The organism is Erysipelothrix inopinata, assembly GCF_014396165.1.
GTDB lineage: Bacteria > Bacillota_I > Bacilli_A > Erysipelotrichales > Erysipelotrichaceae > Erysipelothrix > Erysipelothrix inopinata.
Window position 1 is genome coordinate 670,913 of sequence record NZ_CP060715.1, and the last position, 19,375, is coordinate 690,287.

General features: G+C 36.6%; 18 protein-coding genes. All 18 read left to right on the plus strand.

Going from position 1 to position 19,375, the window contains the following annotated elements; translation table 11 throughout:
• Positions 1 to 9: 9 nt before the first annotated feature.
• The 18 genes from H9L01_RS03265 to H9L01_RS03350 all read left to right on the plus strand — a co-directional run bounded on the left by H9L01_RS03265 (position 10) and on the right by H9L01_RS03350 (position 19,323).
• A complete protein-coding gene (locus H9L01_RS03265; RefSeq protein ID WP_187534602.1) occupies positions 10 to 288 on the plus strand; it encodes a PTS sugar transporter subunit IIB in 279 nt (92 codons plus the stop codon).
• Between the two features lie 29 nt (positions 289 to 317).
• Positions 318 to 1,604 carry a PTS ascorbate transporter subunit IIC gene (gene ulaA / locus H9L01_RS03270; RefSeq protein WP_187534603.1) on the plus strand — a complete coding sequence of 429 codons (1,287 nt, stop codon included), beginning with the start codon at positions 318 to 320 and terminating at the stop codon, positions 1,602 to 1,604.
• A gap of 80 nt (positions 1,605 to 1,684) precedes the next feature.
• Entirely contained in the window at positions 1,685 to 2,284 is a 600-nt protein-coding gene (locus tag H9L01_RS03275; protein ID WP_187534604.1) for an SIS domain-containing protein, read from the plus strand.
• The gene (dapA, locus tag H9L01_RS03280; RefSeq protein WP_187534605.1) at positions 2,284 to 3,165 is read left to right on the plus strand and encodes a 4-hydroxy-tetrahydrodipicolinate synthase; all 882 of its coding nucleotides are present in this window, start codon (positions 2,284 to 2,286) and stop codon (positions 3,163 to 3,165) included. Before H9L01_RS03275 ends, dapA begins: the two co-directional genes overlap by 1 nt.
• A gap of 19 nt (positions 3,166 to 3,184) precedes the next feature.
• Entirely contained in the window at positions 3,185 to 5,263 is a 2,079-nt protein-coding gene (locus tag H9L01_RS03285; protein WP_187534606.1) for a BglG family transcription antiterminator, read from the plus strand.
• 202 nt (positions 5,264 to 5,465) lie between these two features.
• Entirely contained in the window at positions 5,466 to 6,647 is a 1,182-nt protein-coding gene (locus tag H9L01_RS03290; protein ID WP_187534607.1) for an NAD(P)-dependent malic enzyme, read from the plus strand.
• Complete coding sequence (locus H9L01_RS03295) at positions 6,648 to 8,015, plus strand: class II fumarate hydratase (RefSeq protein ID WP_187534608.1); 1,368 nt, start codon at positions 6,648 to 6,650, stop codon at positions 8,013 to 8,015. It begins immediately after the preceding gene.
• A 14-nt stretch (positions 8,016 to 8,029) separates the two neighbouring features.
• Positions 8,030 to 9,937: a BglG family transcription antiterminator gene (locus H9L01_RS03300; RefSeq protein WP_187534609.1), complete on the plus strand. Its 1,908-nt coding sequence runs from the start codon at positions 8,030 to 8,032 to the stop codon at positions 9,935 to 9,937.
• A gap of 9 nt (positions 9,938 to 9,946) precedes the next feature.
• Positions 9,947 to 10,276 carry a PTS sugar transporter subunit IIA gene (locus H9L01_RS03305; protein WP_187534610.1) on the plus strand — a complete coding sequence of 110 codons (330 nt, stop codon included), beginning with the start codon at positions 9,947 to 9,949 and terminating at the stop codon, positions 10,274 to 10,276.
• A gap of 446 nt (positions 10,277 to 10,722) precedes the next feature.
• Positions 10,723 to 11,046 (plus strand): PTS sugar transporter subunit IIB, encoded by a 324-nt coding sequence (locus tag H9L01_RS03310; protein ID WP_187534611.1) that lies wholly within the window; start codon positions 10,723 to 10,725, stop codon positions 11,044 to 11,046.
• A 3-nt stretch (positions 11,047 to 11,049) separates the two neighbouring features.
• Entirely contained in the window at positions 11,050 to 12,402 is a 1,353-nt protein-coding gene (locus tag H9L01_RS03315) for a PTS sugar transporter subunit IIC (RefSeq protein WP_187534612.1), read from the plus strand.
• Between the two features lie 86 nt (positions 12,403 to 12,488).
• Positions 12,489 to 13,007 (plus strand): GrdB-related putative oxidoreductase, encoded by a 519-nt coding sequence (locus H9L01_RS03320; protein ID WP_187534613.1) that lies wholly within the window; start codon positions 12,489 to 12,491, stop codon positions 13,005 to 13,007.
• Between the two features lie 9 nt (positions 13,008 to 13,016).
• A complete protein-coding gene (locus H9L01_RS03325) occupies positions 13,017 to 14,012 on the plus strand; it encodes a hypothetical protein (RefSeq protein ID WP_187534614.1) in 996 nt (331 codons plus the stop codon).
• The gene (locus tag H9L01_RS03330) at positions 14,005 to 15,087 is read left to right on the plus strand and encodes a M42 family metallopeptidase (protein ID WP_187534615.1); all 1,083 of its coding nucleotides are present in this window, start codon (positions 14,005 to 14,007) and stop codon (positions 15,085 to 15,087) included. Before H9L01_RS03325 ends, H9L01_RS03330 begins: the two co-directional genes overlap by 8 nt.
• Positions 15,088 to 15,097: 10 nt before the next feature.
• A complete protein-coding gene (locus H9L01_RS03335; RefSeq protein WP_187534616.1) occupies positions 15,098 to 16,054 on the plus strand; it encodes a glycosylasparaginase in 957 nt (318 codons plus the stop codon).
• Between the two features lies 1 nt (position 16,055).
• Positions 16,056 to 17,165, plus strand: a complete 1,110-nt coding sequence (locus H9L01_RS03340; RefSeq protein WP_187534617.1) for a Sapep family Mn(2+)-dependent dipeptidase — start codon at positions 16,056 to 16,058, stop codon at positions 17,163 to 17,165.
• 12 nt (positions 17,166 to 17,177) lie between these two features.
• On the plus strand, positions 17,178 to 18,572 hold the full coding sequence (locus H9L01_RS03345; protein WP_187534618.1) for an aspartate ammonia-lyase: 1,395 nt from the start codon (positions 17,178 to 17,180) through the stop codon (positions 18,570 to 18,572).
• A gap of 10 nt (positions 18,573 to 18,582) precedes the next feature.
• The gene (locus H9L01_RS03350) at positions 18,583 to 19,323 is read left to right on the plus strand and encodes a copper homeostasis protein CutC (RefSeq protein ID WP_187534619.1); all 741 of its coding nucleotides are present in this window, start codon (positions 18,583 to 18,585) and stop codon (positions 19,321 to 19,323) included.
• Positions 19,324 to 19,375: the final 52 nt, after the last annotated feature.

The window sequence follows — 19,375 nt, forward strand, 5'->3', positions numbered from 1 at the left end:
GGAAATACTATGTATAAAGCATTAGTAGCTTGTAGAGCAGGAATGGGATCAAGTATCCTATTGAAGATTAAAGTTGATCAAGTCATTAAAGAAAATGACTTTCCAATTGTGACAGAACATGGAAATCTTGATTCACTGATTGGATTTAATGGAGACTTAATCGTTACAATGGAAGACTTAACTGAAGAACTTAAAGATAAAGTTAAGTACGCAGTAGGGATTCGTAACATTGTCGATAAAGATGAAATTAAAGAAAAACTAGAAGCATATTTAGAAACTCAAAAATAATATAAAAGGGAAAGAAGGAGGAGTAAAAAATGATTGATGCATTACTTGGTCAGGTTCGAAATACGGCTTTAATCGTCGGACTTGTGGCTTGTATTGGTTTATTACTACAAAAGAAATCCGCACAAGATGTAATTTCAGGAACAGTAAAAACAATTCTTGGATTTATGATCTTCAATATTGGTTCAGCAGCCTTATCTGGTGTTGTTAATAACTTCTCGGCATTGTTTAATGCTGGGTTTGGAATTGATGGGGTAACAACTCAGGTTGAAATTGCGACGAGTTTGGCACTGAATACCTATGGTACTGAAGTGGCTCTCGTATTCGTATTAGGATTTGTATTTAACTTAATTATTGCGAAATATACTCGATTTAAAGCTATTTTCTTAACAGGACAACATTTCCTATACTTTGCATGTGTTCTTGCACTTGTATTTATCGGAGTTGGCGCACCAACTTGGGTAACAATTATCGCTGGTGGATTTATTCTTGGATTCTGTGGAGCAGCATTACCTACACTCTCACAACCATACATGAACAAAATCACTGGTACAGATACATTGGCAATGGGTCACTTCAATAATATTGGATACGCATTCTCAGGATGGATTGGAAAATTCTTTGCAAAATCAAAAGAAGCTTCTGAAAAGAATCCACCTAAATTACCTAAATTCTTTGAATTATTCCGTGACTTCGTATTCTCAGTTGCACTCTTCATGGTTGTATTATTCTATATTGCTGTGATTGCTTGTGCTGTAAACGGAAAACTTGACATGGTTAAAGAAATGGCTGGAAACGATATCTGGTTTATCTATCCATTCTTACAAGGTCTCCAATTTGCAGCTGGTATGAGCGTACTTATCTACGGTGTTCGTCAATTTATCGCTGAAATTACAGCAGCATTCGTTGCTATCTCTGAAAAATATATTCCTAACTCAAAACCAGCGGTCGATTGCCCTGCAATCTTCCCATTTGCACCTAACGCTGTAATCATTGGTTTCATTGGATCATTACTTGGAGGATTCTTCGGAATGTTCTTAATGGTTATGTTCAAGAGCCCAGTTATTATGATTCCTGCAGCCGGTATTTGTTTCTTCTCTGGTGGTACAGCTGGTGTCTTCGGGGATGCATACGGTGGATGGAAAGGTGCTCTTGTAGGATCATTCATCATCGGTATTGGATTGGTTCTCTTACCACTTATCCTATATCCTGCATTCGCTGACTTAGGTATTATGGGAGCATCATTCCCTAATATTGATTACAACATTATTGGTGGATTACTTTACAAGATTATTTCATTCTTTAAAGGTCTATTCTAAAACAATAAAACCTAAGAACAAGGATCCCTTGTTCTTAAGGTTTATTTGGGGGACATAAAAAAGAGAGTTGAGGATTAAAAATGGATCAAATAGATAGTTATTTAGATATAGTGTTCGATGAATTGAACATTTTAAAAGAATCGATTGATAAAGATGCCCTTAATAATGCGACATCACTTATTTTAGATTCTGAATCAAAAGGTGGTAGAGTTCATGTTACCGGTATTGGGAAACCTAGTTATGTGGCAGGATATGTAGCATCACTACTCTCATCAACGGGAACACGTTCTTATGTTCTTCATGGTACAGAAGCTGTCCATGGAAGTTCGGGACAAGTTGCTCCTGGCGATGTTGTTATTGCAATTTCAAATAGTGGAGAAACAGTAGAATTAAAAGGTACAGTTGAAACTCTATTAAATAATGGTGCAAAAATCATTGCCGTTACAAGATCAGAGTCATCTTGGCTAGCACAACATGCAAATGTAACGTTGAAAGCTGGTGTTAATCAAGAAGGTGATAACTTGAACAAGCCGCCTCGTGCATCAATTTTGGCAGAGATGATTGTATTACAAGTATTATCCGTTCTTTTGCAAAATGAACGTCAACTTAATTCTCAAGAATACTTGAAGTGGCATCCAGGAGGAGCTTTGGGTGCATCAATTAGAAATGAGGAAAAATAATGGAAATTAAAGGAATTATACCAGCAATGGTAACACCCATGGATGAGAATCAAAAAGTAGATGTGGAAGCAACACATAGACATATAGACTTTCTTATTAGCAAAGGTGTCCATGGATTATTTATTTTAGGAACTAACGGTGAGTTCCACGTTCTTAATAAACAAGAAAAAATTGATTTTGCTAAGATTGTGGTAGACTATACTCAAGGACGTGTCCCTGTTTATGCAGGTGCTGGAGCATGTGGAACTCAAGACGCAATTGAACTCGCACAAGGCCTTGAATCAGTAGGTGTTGATGCTTTATCAGTTATTACACCTTACCTTATCAAAGTAAGCCAAAATGAGCTTGTTGACCATTATAAGATGGTTGCGAATGCCGTTAAGATTCCAATTATTTTGTATAATATTCCTGCAAATACAGGTATTAACATTGATCCTGAAACAGTAGCACAACTTATTGATGTTCCAAATATTCTAGGAATTAAAGATAGTAGTGGAAACATGGAAAATACCCAAGGTTATATTGACTTAGGGAAAGATCACGACTTCAGTGTCCTCGTCGGATCTGATTCTAAAATATTAGAAGGCTTAAAACGTGGCGCAGTGGGTTCAGTTGCAAGTACAGCTAATGCGATTCCAGAACATATTGTTGGAATATACGATGCCTTCCATGCAAATGAAATAGAAAAAGCAGAACAAATGCAAAAAGATGTCGACTACATTCGTGCAGTGGGTAAATTAGCAACTGTTCCATCGATGATTAAACGTTGTGTCACTGTTCGTGGCAACAATGTTGGAGAAGCACGCTTCCCAGTAAGTGCTGTGGGATCCAAATTTGATCAAGAAATTAAAGAAATGTTTGCTGAATACGGAATACAATAATTGAAAGGGGTTGTTGGATTTGGATAAAGATATTATTCAACTAATACGAAAGCTCGTTAATCGTTCATTTATGACATTAACAGAGATTCAAAACGAAACAGACGCTACGAAGCGCCAAATTATGTATCGCTTAGAAAAGTTAAATATTTTGATAGAAGACAACAACCTTATTCCAATTACAATTGGAAATCAAAAAGAATTCATCATTACGAATGATACACGTGATTTTCTCGTGGAATTTTTGTATGAAATCAATGACGACATTGATTACTATTTTGACCGCGAAGAACGTAAGATTTACATTTATTTACGTTTGTTTGTAGATCGAGAATATGTATCCTTACAGCATTTCATATCAACACTTCAAATCAGTAAGTCGACAATTATTCAAGATATTAATGAATTGAGTCACGAGTTGAAAGAACAAAATATTGTGTTGAAAAATGATCGTACTGAAGGATACTACCTTGAAGGTTCAGAAATGAACATTCGACGTTTCATGATGAAACTACTTATTTATTCAATTTCTGAACATCAAAATACATTGGTTTTTGATAAGTTTGTTAATGATCTTCATCTATCAACGTTTGATTATTCAAAATTAATTATTCAAGAACTCGCGGAAACTTACGATATATCGTTCGTCGAAGATCGATTAACAGAATTTATTTATATTTATATTTTCTTATCGACACGTATTATTGAGGGAAGGCACGTAAATCCTAATGCTTACAACATGCCTAACCTTGAAATGATTCAAACATTTAAAGAATACAAATTTACAAATGCACTCATTGATTACTTCCCAAATAAAGAATGTATTAGTGATCTTGATCGCAAATACATTAGTTCATGGATTTTAGGAATATCAGTAGGTAATGTTGAGGATATGACCGAGGATTGTTTAATCATTGGTCAACTTGTTGGAAAAATCATGACGCGATTTGAACTGTTAAGTGGGGTTCACTATCGTGATTCTGAGACGATTTTCCGTCATATTTTTTCTCACTTCAGACCAGCCTATTATCGTCTGCTTTTTAAGCTTCCAATTTACAATCCTTTAAAAAATAGAGTTATAGACGAGTATAATGGTCTTTATCTTCTGGTTAAAGAAACCATGAAACCATTCGCAAGTATTTTTGGTGAAGAGATTAATGATGACGAATTAGCATACCTAACGATGCATTTTGCATCGGTATATACTGCGAAACGTGAAGAAGAAGTTATTCGACGTAAAAAAGCGTTGATTGTATGTTTGAATGGTATTGGATCATCAGTTATCCTATATTATGAGCTTAGTAGTCTCTTCCCTGAGCTTGAATTCCAATATCCGATCGAAGTTTCGCAATTTAATATTGATGAGTATCCAGCTGATATTGTGTTTACAACTCAATATTTCAGAGGACTTAGAAATCTACCAATTCCTGTCATTAAGGTAAGTCCCATCATGGATGCTTCTGAACGATATAGTGTATTTAGAGAAGTCAGTACACAGCTCAATTTCGATGGATCCAAACATCCATCATATGATGAGATATCCACAATTTTAAGAAAGCACGTGGGTCATGTAGAGCAAGAACAACAACTCATTCATGAGTTAATGAGTGTCTTCTTACAAATACCGACGTCAATTCAACCTGTTGCTGAAGAAGCAATCACATTGAGAAGTATTATTTCAGAGGATTTGGTGTCACTTAAAGTTGATTCTCAAACTCCGGAAGAAGTATTACAATTATCCGGTGATTGTTTACTCAATGCGGGGATGGTAACTCAACAATATGTGGATTCAGTATTATCAATCCAAAAAATGAATCCAACGTATTATGTAATTGCCCCTCACATTGCACTTCCGCATACAACGCCAACCAAAGGGGCGTTGAAGCTAGCAATGGGAATCACAACGCTTAAAACTCCCATTTACTTTGGGAATAATGAAAAAGATCCAGTTAAATATGTTTTCTATCTCTCCGCAATTGATAATGAAAGTCATATTGGTGCTATGACTGAACTTCTGGAACTTATGAATGATGAAAAATTCCTATCACTCTTAGACGAAACTGAAGATGTTCAAGAAGTTCTTGACTACATTGCTCTTTAAACCAACGTCAATAAGATCAAACTCCCATCAAGAGTGGTGGTATTTATTCCCAGGAAAAAGACAGCTTATGCTGTCTTTTATTCGTTTGGACATAGAAATGAACATAACATATAAAATTTCCTAAGTCATAAACGCTAACCTTGGTGCGTTGATATAAAATTTAATGTTACAATAAATATAAATAGTGAAAGAGAGAGGTAGTATGGAAAATTTAAAAGAAAAATCCCTAGCCTTACATAAAGAGTTAGAAGGAAAAATTAGTGTTGAAAATAAGATGGATGTCACATCTTTAGAACAATTAAGTCTCTTATATTCACCTGGAGTTGCAGAGCCTTGTTTGGAAATTAAAGAAGATGTGGAAAAAGCATATGAATATACTTGGAAAGGCAACACAGTGGCTGTTGTTAGTAACGGGAGTGCCGTTTTAGGACTTGGTAACATCGGACCTGAAGCAGGACTACCAGTTATGGAAGGAAAAGCAATGTTATTCAAAGCTTTCTCAGGTCTCAATGCGATTCCGCTTGTGATTGATGCGAAGAAACCTGAAGAAATTATTTCGTTTTGTAGAATGCTTGCACCAACAGTGGGTGGTATCAATCTTGAAGATATTAAAGCGCCAGAATGTGTTTATATTGAACAAACATTAAAGAAAGAACTAAATATTCCAGTATTTCATGATGATCAACACGGAACTGCAATCGTTGTTGTTGCAGGACTTATCAACGCATATCGACTCATGAACAAAGATTTGAAAGATGCGAAAGTAGTTGTATCTGGAACAGGAGCTGCAGGAAGTTCAATCATTCGTATGCTTCATACATACGGTGTTAAGAAAATTTATGCAACAAACAGTCTTGGAGTCATCAACAAGAAATTCGCAGATGAGTATAACTTTGTAGTTCATGAGCTTTGTGACTATCTTTCAGATTTAGATGGAGAAAAAACACTCGCAGATTGTATGAAGGGTGCTGATATCTTTATTGGAGTTTCACTTGCTAATTTAGTATCAAAAGATGATGTACGTAGTATGAATAAAGATGCTGTCGTCTTCGGACTTGCAAATCCAAATCCAGAAATTCCTTATCCAGATGCAAAAGAAGCAGGTGCACGTATCGTTGGAACGGGTCGTTCAGATTATCCTAACCAAGTTAACAATGTTCTTGCGTTCCCAGGTATTTTCAAAGGAGCATTGTCAGTACGTGCAAGCCAAATCAACGAAGAAATGAAGATCGCTGCAGCCGAAGGAATTGCGTCCTTAATTTCTGATGAAGAATTAAGTGAAGAATTCATTATTCCAAATGCATTTGATCCACGAGTTGCTGATGTTGTAGCAAAAGCAGTTGCTGATAAGGCAATTGAAACAGGAGTCGCTAAGGAGGACTAGATGTCAACAATCAAAGATATTTATGGAAGTATTGAAATACCTGAAGGTGTTTATTGGGGAGCTAACACGCAAAGAAGTCTTCTTAATTTTCCAATCGGTGTGGAGAAAATGCCAGAAGATTTGATTGATGCGCTTGTCATTTTAAAGAAAGCAGCGGCTGAGGCAAACCTCAAACATAACAAATTAGATGAACCACGTGCACATGCAATCATGAATGCATGCGATAGAATCTTGACAGGTGAGTACTACGATCAATTTCCACTTGCCATTTGGCAAACAGGAAGTGGTACCCAAACTAATATGAATGCGAATGAAGTTATTGCTAATATGGCGAATGAAGCATTGGGCGAGAAACTTGTTCATCCTAATGATCACGTTAATTGTGGCCAAAGTTCCAACGACGTCTTTCCAACTGCCATGCATATTTGTACCGTTGAGATATTGAAAAATAGACTTATTCCAAGTATGCATTCAATGGATAGTACATTCTCTATTCTGAGTGAAAAGTACGGTTCAATCCTCAAAACAGGACGAACACACCTTCAAGATGCAACACCGATTTCTTTTGGACAAGAAATCAGCGGATGGCAATATATGTATGTTGAAGGTATTAAGCAAATTGAAGATGCACTCGTTTATTTACGAAATCTTTCAATAGGTTCTACAGCAGTAGGAACGGGATTAAACACTTATGAAGGATTTGACCAAGAGGTATGTAACATTCTTAATAAATATTTAGAAGAAAGTTTTAAACCAACGCCTAATAAATTTCATGCAATGAGTACCAAGGATGCGTTCGTATTCAACCATGGCGCTCTGAATGCTATTGCAAGTAACTCGATGAAAATGGCTAACGATATCCGTTGGTTAGCGAGTGGTCCACGATGTGGATTGGGAGAAATAAATCTGCCTGCAAATGAAGCTGGAAGCTCTATTATGCCAGGGAAAGTAAACCCAACACAGTGTGAGGCACTGACGATGACTTGCGTACAAGTTATGGCGAATAACCAAGCTGTTGTGATTGGATCCTCACAAGGGAACTTTGAACTGAATGTGTATATGCCATTAATTATCTATAATACATGGCAATCGATTGTTCTATTATCAGATGCTCTAAATTCATTTAACGAACGCTGCTTGAGCGGTATCACGGTTAATGAAGATAAAATGGAAACCAACCTTACAACCTCCCTCATGACTGCTACATTTCTAAACCAAAGATTTGGATATGATGAAACAGCTAAAATAGTGAAAGAAGCTCACCAAGAAGGCTTAAGTATAAAAGATGTAGTTGTTGGGCATGACCTTATGACTTCGGAAGAATTTGATGTATTCTTTGATTATCAAAAGATGATTAAGCCCGAATAAAGAGAGGTGATACGATGAATTCGAGACAACGAAAAATATTAGAATATCTCTCGGATCAGAAAACTTGGATTAAAGGAAAAGAGCTTTCACGAATAGTGGGGGTAACGGACCGGACAATCCGTTCCGACATTGATTCATTAAATCAAGAACATCCTGGAATTGTCGAATCGAGCACACGAGAAGGGTATCAGATAGATATTAGTAAGTACCAATCTCTAAGCTATGCAGATGTTGATGTAATTCCGCAAACACCGGATGAACGGAGTATTCATATTATTAAAATTCTTCTGTTTTCTAAGAAACGTCAAAAAATCATGGATTTACAAGAAGAACTATATGTAAGTGAACACACCATCGAAGGTGATATAAAACGGATTCGTGAATTAATCAAACCCTATGTTGGTCTAAAATTGATACGTGAAGATAACAGTATTTATTTCCAAGGAAATGAACACGTTAAACGTAAAATTTATCGTGACTTACTAACAAACGAAATTAAAGATAACTTCTTGAATATCAATCGAACTGCACTATTATACAGTCGTTTCGATTTGGTACAAGTTACGAAAGTATTCGAAGATACCTTAGAAGAATTTAATTATTCTGTAAGAGAAACAGCAATACCAATGATTGTGGTTCATATTGGAATTACCATTGAACGAATGTTGAGTGGCCACTATCTAAGCTTGGAATCGGTAAATAAACAAGCAGGTGATGGCATTGAGTTTGAAATTACGAAGTGTTTCTTTGAAAAAATAACGAAGATGGTACCTGTTGAATACTCTGAAGCGGAAGCGCGGGGACTTGCGAATATTCTTATGGGATATCAAAATGCTTATCATTTAAGTGAAACCATAGAGTATAAAGGTAAGACTGTTGATGTTGCGAAGTTGTTGGATGATGTGACAGATGTTCTACTGGATACATTTGACTTGGATTTCTCTCAAGACAACGATTTCAAGAGCGGACTTCATCTTCACATTCAATCACTCGTTCTAAGAATGAAAAATGAATCGGTGATTCCTAACGCTCACCTTCAAGAAGTGAAGAAATCATATCCCTTAATTTTTGAGATGGGGTTGGTTATTGGACGCTTAATTGGTAATGCCTTTGGATTTGAATTATCAGAATCTGAAGTAGGTTTTATTTCACTACATATTGGTGCAGCTTATGATCGTCTCTCTGTGAAGAAAAAACATCAAGTACTCTTGATTGCACCAAATAATCGGAGTCTTTCGAAACTTACCAAAGGTAAAATTACGAATATGTTCAAAGATCGATTGGAGATTGCGGAAATATCTGAATACTATGTCGAAAAAGAAGTTATCAACATGAATATTGATTTAATTATAACTACTTTACCGATTGATCATAGTCTTGAAATCGAGACGGTACAGATATCGATGTTTGTAAACCATGAAGACGAAAGTAAGATATTTAGAGTGTTAAACGAGTTGGACAAGGAACAGTTTAACCTCGAATTTGGTAACCAATTTGGTACCTTAATTGATGAACGATTCTTCTTCAAAGATCTTGATAAAGAAACACCTGAAGAAGTAATTGATTATATGAGTCAAGAATTATATGAAAATGGTATCGTGTCAAAACACTTTAAAGAGTCTATCTTTGATAGAGAGGCGATGTCATCAACGTCATTTATTTATTCGATTGCAATTCCTCATCCATTGGACCTTGAAAGTCAGCAATCAAAAGTTGCGGTAGCACTTCTCAAAAAACCAATACAATGGGGAAGTTACAATGTGAAACTGGTGATGATGCTTGCAATTACTGAGGAAGACAGTGCAACAATGTGGTTATTCTTTGACTGGTTGTCAGAGACTATTACGAATGCATCGAAGATGTCAAAGTTATTACAATCTAAAAATAGAAATGAATTCGTTCATTGGATGATGAACGACTAGGAGGAAACTATGGAAGAATTAGAATTAGTAAGTTTTAAAATAATTAGTGCCGTAGGCGCTGCGAAGTCACTCTTTATGGAAGCTATGATGTATGCTCAAAAGAACGATTTTGTGAAAGCACATGAATTAATTGAAGAAGGTGAAAGCCATCGTGTTCAAGGACATGAAGCTCACTTTGAATTAATCCAAAAAGAAGCAAGTGGTGAAAAAACTGAAATAAATCTGATCTTGATGCATGCAGAAGATCAATTGATGTCTGCAGAAACAATTAAAATTTTAGCGGAACAACTTATTAAAAGTTACGAAACTATCAACGAACTTGCACAAAAAATTAAATAAACGAAAAAGATATCTTCCTGAAATCAAGAAGGTATCTTTTTTAGTGGTATTTTTCCAGAAAAAGTGTAAAAAGGCATGAAACTATATTTATTAGTCTCGTCTATATCGACTTGGTGATTGAAATCTTCGAAATTCATATCTGTTGAATATCATCTGGATTTTTCATAAAACCGTGTTTTATCTGTCATAAAAAATATAAACTTTTGGCACATTGGGATGGACATTTTTGATATGAGACATTGCAGATGTTTTTTCGTTCTATTATTGTAACGAAATCGCTCTTGAAAAATAGGGTATTTTTTGAATGACATGAATCTTTCATGATTATTTCACGATGGTATTTAATGCTTACGTAAGAACGTTCCGTTGTCTTAGGAAATTAAATTATAAGCAAGCGATTACATAGGAAGTTATACTATAGTTACAATAAGGAGGGAGAATATCCTATGAAACGTGTATATTTATTCTGTAACGCTGGGATGTCAACAAGCTTGTTAGCAAGTAAAATGCAAACAGTTGCGGACGCTCATAAGTTACCGATTGAAGTGAAAGCATTCTCTGATTCAAAGATGGATGCCATTGTTCAGGAATTTCATCCAGATGTTATTTTGCTAGGGCCACAAATTAAATATAAATTTGAAGAAACTAAAGCAAAATATGGAGATACAGGTGTTCCTATCGAAGTAATCGATTTAGAAGATTATGGGAAAGTCGATGGAGAACGTGTATTAAAGAAAGCAATTATGCTTATTAAAGGAAAAGGAGAATAACATATGTTTGATTGGCTAGAAAATACGATGGCGCCAATCGCGGAAAAACTAAGTACAAATAAAGTGCTTGTTGCAATCCGTGATGGTTTCTTAATCAGTACGCCATTAATTATTGTTGCATCAATATTCTTATTGATCGCGAACTTCCCTATTACTGGATATCCAGAATTTATGGAAGGAATCTTTGGGGCAGGGTGGGACAGCCACCTATTAGTAGTATCAAATGCTACAATTAATATGATTGCATTGCTTAACGTATTAGGTATTGCTTACTCATATGCAAAACAATTAAAAGTTGAACCAATTGCTGGTGGTGTGGTTGCTCTTGTATCATATCTTATCATTACACCACAAACACACGAATTATTCTTAAATGCTGATGGTAAACCATTTAGAGGGTTTGCTTTCTCAAACTTAAACTCACAAGGTTTATTCCTTGCTATGATTACTGCTATTATTGCAGTTCAAATCTTCGCGTTTGTAACTAAAAAAGGATGGGTTATTAAACTTCCTGAAGGTGTTCCACCTGCAGTTATGGGATCTTTCGCTGCTTTAGTTCCAAGTATGTTCGTAATGATTACTTTCTTCTTGGTACGTTTAGTATTCGTTAATACTTCATTTGGAAGTGCACAAAACTTTATCTTTACAGTATTACAAACACCATTGATGGGTCTTGGAACCAATAACTTCTTTGAAGTAATTTACCAATTCTTATCAAACCTATTCTGGTTCTTTGGTATTAATGGACCAGCTATTACAAATACTGTATTCTCACCAATTCACAACACAATGACATATGCTAACCAAGCAGCTTATATTGCTGGTGAAACATTACCATACATTTTCACAGGACCATTCTCAGACTTCTTTGGAAACTACGGTGGTGGGGGAAGTACCCTATCATTAGTACTCTTAATGGTTACAATGGGTAAATCCCAACGTATGAAACAACTTGGTCGCTTGTCAATTGTTCCTGGTATCTTCGGAATCAACGAAATGATTATCTTTGGTCTTCCAATCGTGTTGAACCCAATCATTCTTATTCCATTCTTACTCGTACCAGTTATGAATATTGCTTTATCAACAGCAGCAACAATTATGGGAATCATTCCTTATACAACAGGAATTGCATTACCATGGACAACACCAATCTTCTTCTCGGGATGGTTATCAACAGGTAGTCTCTTTGCTGGAGTATTCCAATTAGGTCTTCTAGCACTAGGATGCTTAGTTTACTACCCATTCTTCAGAATCTTGGACAAACAATATCTTGAAGATGAAATGAAACCACAAGATACAGTGGTAGACGAATTAGATGATATCTCACTTGATGATATTTCATTTGATGATCTATAAGAATTAATGTAATTAAACACGAAGCGACTTGTGAAAGACCGATAAGGACTTCATGAGTTTGCTTCGTTTCATTTAGGAGGAACATTATGAGAGTATTACTATTTTTTGATCAAACACAAGCAGGAGCTGGTGGAAAAGAAAGACCTAATGTTGAATTAGCCGTTGAAAAAGGTGGCATTGGTTCTTACCATATGTTTGAAAAGTTTATTAAACAAGAAGGTGGCGTTGTTCTGGCAACAATGTACTGCGGTAATGGCTATTTCTTCGATCACGAGGATGAAGTTAAGCGTAAGGTTGCAGGTCTTGCTACAAAACTAAAAGCAGATATCGTTCTTTGTGGCCCTTGCTTTGATTATCCAGATTATTCAAGAATGTCAGCAATTCTCGCACAATACATTGAAGAAAATACAGAGACAAAAGCAGTAGCGATGTTCTCAAAAGAGAATACTGAAGTGATTGAACAATACAAAGACACCGTGAAAATAATTAAGATGCCACGTAAAGGTGGAACTGGATTGAATGACTCATTGGAAAATATGTCAAAAGTACTGAAAGCAGTTGTTGATAACGAACCGAAATCAACTTATGAATCGTTCTTATATTAAGGAGTAGCTATGAATCGTTTGCAGGAATTATGTGCATTACCAGCAGTTTCTGGTGATGAAAAAGAAATTCGTGATTATCTTTATGATTTTTATAAAAGTAAAGATTTGGGAATTATTGAGGATCGTCTAGGATCTGTTTTTGGCGTTAAGAAGGGAAACTCTAATTACAATGTTATGATTAGTTCAAATATGGATGAAAGTGGCATGATGATTTCTAAAATTAACGATAACGGAAGCTTGGAGTTTATTATTGTTGGGCTCTATAAGAAAGCGTGGTTAAACGATCAATTCGTAACACTACTAGATAGACATCACAATAAAAGATCGGGAATCGTTTTAAGAAAAGGTGATGACTTTGTCATTGATGCTGGATTTAAAACAAAAGGTGAGGCGGAAGAAGCAGGTGTTCTCGTTGGAAACTTTGTGGTAGTTACACCACGATTTGAATCCTTAAATGAGAGTGTTGCGGCTAATAATTTGTCCAATAGAGCGGGTATTGAAGTTGGGTTAAAGTTACTTGAATCTCTAGAAGCTAATGCGCTTGATTTCAACCTGAATGTTGGTGGTATTTCTCACTCAGTAGTTGGACAACGTGGAGCGATTACTGCGACAACAGCTGTAAACCCTGATATCGCAATCGTGATTGATGTTGCATATGTTGAAACTTGGGATGACAAGGATATTTTTATTAGAAGCTTTGATAAATCTCTTTTACCAAGTCAAATTCTCAAGCATGATCTCTACGAGGCTGCAAGAAGCTGTGGCTTCAACCCACAAGCTCATATTACAGATTTTCCTACCGATGGGTCATTTATTCATAAATCTTTATCAGGAACCCCTACAGTGGTTGTGGTGATTCCGGTTAAATATAAAGATACGATTCATAATGTTATCGATACAAAGTATCTCGATAACATCACTAAAGTATTAAATCACTATTTGATATCTCTCAATGCAAACCATATTGTAGAAACTCAAAACTGTAGAGGCACTCGATATGAGTAGCCATGATATCAATTGGGATGATTTATTAGAGCTGTCTGATATTTTTGGTGTTTCGGGAATGGAACATCGCGTTGTGAGATATCTACAAGAAAAAATTAATCTCCCCCTTGAACAAGATGGAATAGGCTCAGCACTATTTACTCAAGAGGGCAATGGATTAAGAATTATGATGGCAACACATATGGATGAAGTTGGATTTTACGTTAAAAAAATAGACTCCAATGGCTATCTTTTCCTACAACCGGTCGGTGGTATTTGGCCACATGTCATTATGAATCAGGATGTGGTTGTTATTAACGATAAAGATGAGGAATTCTACGGCATTATAGGTAGTAAAGCAATGCATGGCATGATGATGGAAGAACGCAGTAAAACGATTCCAATGGATCGTGTTTACGTTGATATGGGAGTAAATACTAAAGAAGCAATTCTCAACATGGGTATTAAAGAAGGTGATATGGTCGCATTCGTATCGAAGAGCCGTATCATGAATGATGAAAATTATATTTGTGGTAAGGCCTTTGATGATCGTGCTAGTGTGGCGGTTGGAATGTGGTTAATGCAATCGCTTCTTGAAAATCCAACGAAGAATGAAGTGACCCTTGCAGCAACTGTCCAAGAAGAAGTTGGACTTCGAGGTGCCCGAACAACGGCAGATTTAATCTATCCAGATCTTGCTATTGCGATTGATACAACGGTAGCCGGTGATACACCCGAAGACCAGAATATTGTTAAATTAGGTGGTGGAGTAACAATCAGCGTAATTGACTCGATGACTATCTTGAACAGGGGACTTCTCAACTATCTCGAAGGAATTTGTAAAGAAAACAAGATTCAATATCAATTGGGTTGCTTTCTAGATGGTGGTACGGATGCCGGAAACATTCATAAATCACGTGAAGGGATTCCATCTATTATCTTATCAATCCCAATGAGATATATGCATACACATCGTGGTGTGGTTCATAAATTTGATATTCAAGAAACACTACGATTGGTTGAATATATTGTCAGAGATTTAACACCTGAAAAATATGAACAAATACTAAGTCAGAATTATAATTATAGAGAGTAGAGGTATTAGTATGTGGGGCATTATTGCAACATGGCGCATGGCTAAAGAAGGAATTGACAGTGCTTCAGAAATCTTAGGTGAAAAAGGATGTGCTGGAGATGCTATCGAAACTGCAATTAAAGCAGTGGAAGATTTTCCGTTCTACAAATCTGTAGGATATGGAGGACTTCCAAATGAGGAAATGGAAGTTGAGTTGGATGCAGCATATATGGACGGAACAACGTTTAATATTGGTGCAGTAGCAGCTATCAAAGATTTTGCGAATCCAATTTCAATTGCTCGTTCCTTAAGTCAATATAAGGTAAATAATTTATTAGTTGGTGCTGGAGCAGAGGCATACGCTCATAAACAAGGATTTGAACGTAAAAATATGCTAACGGACCGTGCTAAAATTCACTATAAAAACCGCGTGAAAGACATGCGTGAAATTGAGATATCACCATATTCTGGACATGATACAGTAGGAATGGTATCCGTGGATAGTGAACAAAATGTTGTGGCAGGTACGTCAACAAGTGGTTTGTTCATGAAGAAAAAGGGACGTGTAGGAGATTCTCCTATCATTGGTTCTGGACTTTATGCAGACAGTCAAGTTGGGGGCGCTTCCGCAACTGGATTAGGAGAAGACCTGATGAAGGGTGTTGTTTCCTATGAAGTCGTTCGTCTTATGAAAGAAGGACTTTCTCCACAAGAAGCAGTAGAAAAAGTAACGTTTGATCTTGATCGTGAATTAATTGCGCGTCGCGGTGAAGCGGGAGACATTTCTATTGTTGCGATGAACAAAGATGGTGAGTGGGGAGTCGCATCAAACATCGAAAACTTCTCATTTGCAGTAGCAACAGAAAAACAAGAAAATACTGTTTATGTTACGAGACGAGAAGGGGATCATATGATTCATGAAGTTGCGTCTCAAGAATGGTTAGAAAAATATTTAAGTGACCGAATGAAACCTTTGGAGGAAAAATAATATGCTCGATCAAATTTATGCAAAAATGGATGAGTTAATGCCAGATCTCCTAAAATCAATACAACGTCTTGTGGCAATTGAATCTGTTGAAGGTGTGCACACAGAGGATGCACCTTATGGTGAAATGCCCAAAAAAGCGCTTCTAGAAGTTCTCGCTATCGCTGAAGAATTAGGGTTTAAAACAAAAAACATAGATAATATTATTGGTTATGCACAATATGGTGAAGGAGATGGTGATTATATCGGTATCTTTGGTCATGTTGACGTCGTTCCTTTGGGTGAAGGGTGGTCTTATCCTCCATTAGGTGGAACGATTGATAAAGGTCGTATTTGGGGTCGTGGCGTCCTTGATAATAAAGGGCCAATTCTTACAAACCTCTATGCACTTTATGCACTTAAGGAGCTCGGTGTAACATTCAATAAACCGGTTCGTATTGTATTTGGTACCAACGAAGAATCTGGGTTTGGTTGTGTTAAACACTACCTTACTAAAGAAAATCCTCCTGTATTTGGATGGACACCCGATTGTAAATGGCCAGCAGTTTATGGTGAAAGAGGGCGTGCGTTAATCCAATTTGTAAATCACGGATCGCAAGAAGTTTTCAATGATTTCGTTAATGAATATATTCTTTCAAGCCCAAATAATGGCGTGAAACTCGGTATTAACGTTAAAGATGAAGACTTTGGTGAGATGATTATGCGTGGATATAAACTGGGTATGTCAGATGACAATTTGTTTTTCCAAATCTCGTTAAGTTATCCAAAAGTGAAAACAGTGGATGAATTGATTGAAATGATTCGTAGAGTAACTCCGGAAAGTATTGAAGTGGTATGTGCTCATAACTGGGATCCTGTATTTTATGATAAGGAATCAGACGAAATTACATTACTAACAGATGCATATGAAGAAGTAATGGGTGAACGCTTGGCTCCGGTAACGACAACAGGAGGGACTTATGCAAAAATTATTCCTAATATTATTGCATTTGGACCAAGTTTTCCAGGTCAAAAGGATATTGCTCACTTACCAGATGAGTGGATGAATCTTGATGATATTTTGAATAATGGTAAAATATATAGTAGTGCACTCTACAAGTTGAGAAATCTATAAGAGGAGATCAAAATGAGAGACAGCGAATACAGAATTGAACATGACTCACTTGGTGAAGTGAAAGTTCCTAGCCATGCATTGTATGGTGCTCAAACCGTACGTGCGATGCAAAACTTTCAAATTACGGGACGTCATGTGAATGATATGATGTATATTTCTTTAGCACAAGTTAAGAAGGCTTGTGCCTTAGCAAACTTTGAAGTGGACGAACTAGATCAAGTTCGTAAGGATGCTATTGTAATTGCTTGTGATGAAATCATTAGTGGTAAATTCAAAGATGAATTTGTTACGGATGCAATTCAAGGTGGTGCCGGAACTTCAATGAATATGAATGTGAACGAAATCATTGCGAATCGTGCTGCGCAAATTGTGGAGAAACCGATTGGTGTTTATGACTTCATTCATCCCAATGATCACGTTAACCGTGCTCAATCAACCAATGATATTATTCCTACTGCGGGGAAATTAACCGTTCTTAATCTTGGAGAACTCTTATTAGAAGAAATGGAATTTCTTGCTGAAACATTCCATGCGAAAGCGTTGGAGTTTGAACCTATTATTAAAGTAGGGAGAACCCATCTTCAAGATGCCGTTTTAATTTCAATGGGCCAAGTCTTCCATAGTTATGAATCTGTTGTGCGCCGTGATATATCACGGGTTCAACATGCTCTAAGTGAAATGCAAATCGTAAACTTAGGCGCGACAGCTGTTGGTACAGGAATTAACTCAGTGCCAGGATATCGTGAACATGCTGTTACAAATCTTTCTCGAATCACTGGGAAGTCATTTGTAAGTGCTGAAGATTTAATTGATGCAACGAAACATATTGATGGATTTGCACATGTTCATGCCTCATTAAAAACGTTTGCAATCGGTCTTTCGAGAATATGTAATGATATTCGAATGATGGCATCCGGTCCAAAAGTTGGGTTTAATGAAATCTTTTTACCTGAAAAACAACCCGGAAGCTCAATTATGCCAGGAAAGGTGAATCCTGTTATTCCTGAGGTTGTAAACCAAGTTTGCTTCCAAGTTATTGGTAACGATGCGACGGTAAGTATGGCAGCAGAGGCAGGCCAAATGGAACTTAATGTATTTGAACCTGTCCTATTCTATAACTTGTTTGAATCGTTAGAAATATTAAGACATGCATGTATGACCTTAAGGGTTCATGCAATCCAAGATATTAAAGTAAATGAACATCGTGTTCATGATTATGTGGAACACTCATTAGCAATGGCTACAGCACTTGTTAAGTACTTGGGTTACTCTAAAGTATCCGAAATTACCAAACAAGCTCTAAAAGAAAACAAATCATTACGAGCAATCGTATTAGAACAAAAACTTATGACGGAAGCAGAAGTTGATGAGGCGTTAAGACCAGAAGCAATGATTCATCCAAGATAAGGAGATTAACATGAAATATTGTATTGAGGTATGTGCGGGATCAGTTCGTGACTGTGAAATAGCACAAGAATGTGGTGCACATCGTATTGAATTAAATAATGGTGTTCATCTTGGTGGATTAACACCAAGTATTGCGACTTTGATTAAAGCAAAAGAAGTGACGACATTACCGATTGTCAGTATGGTTCGCGTTCGTCCGGGAGGTTTTCATTACACACCTCTTGAAATCGAAACCATGTTTGAAGATGCAAAACATTTGATAAAACATGGAACGGATGCGCTCGTGTTTGGCTTTTTAAACGCTGACAGTTCAGTCGATATCGAAACGACAAAGAGATTTGTAGATTTATGTCACGAAAATGATGTCGAAGCAGTATTCCATCGTGCATTTGATCGTGTTGATAACCCTTATAGTGCTATTGAAGCACTCATTGATTGTAAAGTCGACCGAATTCTTACCAGTGGTCTTAAGAGCACTGCTCAAGAGGGTTTAGATTTACTAGGAGAACTTCAAAGCAAATATGGAGATAAAATTGAATTGTGCCTTGGCGCGGGTGTCAATGCTGAGAATGCTAAAGAACTCATTGAACGAAGTGGTGTTACACAACTTCACGGATCGTTCAAAGGTTGGTACCAAGACCCTACTACTAAAGGGAATGATGTATCTTACGGATACAGTGAACTTGGCGATTACGATGGTGTTGATCCTGTAAAACTCAAGAAGATGCTGGATACAGTCAATCAAATCTAAAAGAAACACAGATGTCCTCAGTACATCTGTGTTTTATATTATGAAGAGAGGA

Bases quoted from the DNA above. Each gene is read 5' to 3' on its own strand.
- H9L01_RS03265 (WP_187534602.1), top strand. From the start codon at position 10: ATGTATAAAGCATTAGTAGCTTGTAGAGCAGGAATGGGATCAAGTATC.
- H9L01_RS03345 (WP_187534618.1), top strand. From the start codon at position 17,178: ATGAGAGACAGCGAATACAGAATTGAACATGACTCACTTGGTGAAGTG.
- H9L01_RS03305 (WP_187534610.1), top strand. From the start codon at position 9,947: ATGGAAGAATTAGAATTAGTAAGTTTTAAAATAATTAGTGCCGTAGGC.
- H9L01_RS03290 (WP_187534607.1), top strand. From the start codon at position 5,466: ATGGAAAATTTAAAAGAAAAATCCCTAGCCTTACATAAAGAGTTAGAA.
- H9L01_RS03330 (WP_187534615.1), top strand. From the start codon at position 14,005: ATGAGTAGCCATGATATCAATTGGGATGATTTATTAGAGCTGTCTGAT.
- H9L01_RS03320 (WP_187534613.1), top strand. From the start codon at position 12,489: ATGAGAGTATTACTATTTTTTGATCAAACACAAGCAGGAGCTGGTGGA.
- H9L01_RS03315 (WP_187534612.1), top strand. From the start codon at position 11,050: ATGTTTGATTGGCTAGAAAATACGATGGCGCCAATCGCGGAAAAACTA.
- H9L01_RS03325 (WP_187534614.1), top strand. From the start codon at position 13,017: ATGAATCGTTTGCAGGAATTATGTGCATTACCAGCAGTTTCTGGTGAT.
- H9L01_RS03350 (WP_187534619.1), top strand. From the start codon at position 18,583: ATGAAATATTGTATTGAGGTATGTGCGGGATCAGTTCGTGACTGTGAA.
- H9L01_RS03300 (WP_187534609.1), top strand. From the start codon at position 8,030: ATGAATTCGAGACAACGAAAAATATTAGAATATCTCTCGGATCAGAAA.
- H9L01_RS03310 (WP_187534611.1), top strand. From the start codon at position 10,723: ATGAAACGTGTATATTTATTCTGTAACGCTGGGATGTCAACAAGCTTG.
- H9L01_RS03295 (WP_187534608.1), top strand. From the start codon at position 6,648: ATGTCAACAATCAAAGATATTTATGGAAGTATTGAAATACCTGAAGGT.
- H9L01_RS03335 (WP_187534616.1), top strand. From the start codon at position 15,098: ATGTGGGGCATTATTGCAACATGGCGCATGGCTAAAGAAGGAATTGAC.
- ulaA (WP_187534603.1), top strand. From the start codon at position 318: ATGATTGATGCATTACTTGGTCAGGTTCGAAATACGGCTTTAATCGTC.
- dapA (WP_187534605.1), top strand. From the start codon at position 2,284: ATGGAAATTAAAGGAATTATACCAGCAATGGTAACACCCATGGATGAG.
- H9L01_RS03340 (WP_187534617.1), top strand. From the start codon at position 16,056: ATGCTCGATCAAATTTATGCAAAAATGGATGAGTTAATGCCAGATCTC.
- H9L01_RS03275 (WP_187534604.1), top strand. From the start codon at position 1,685: ATGGATCAAATAGATAGTTATTTAGATATAGTGTTCGATGAATTGAAC.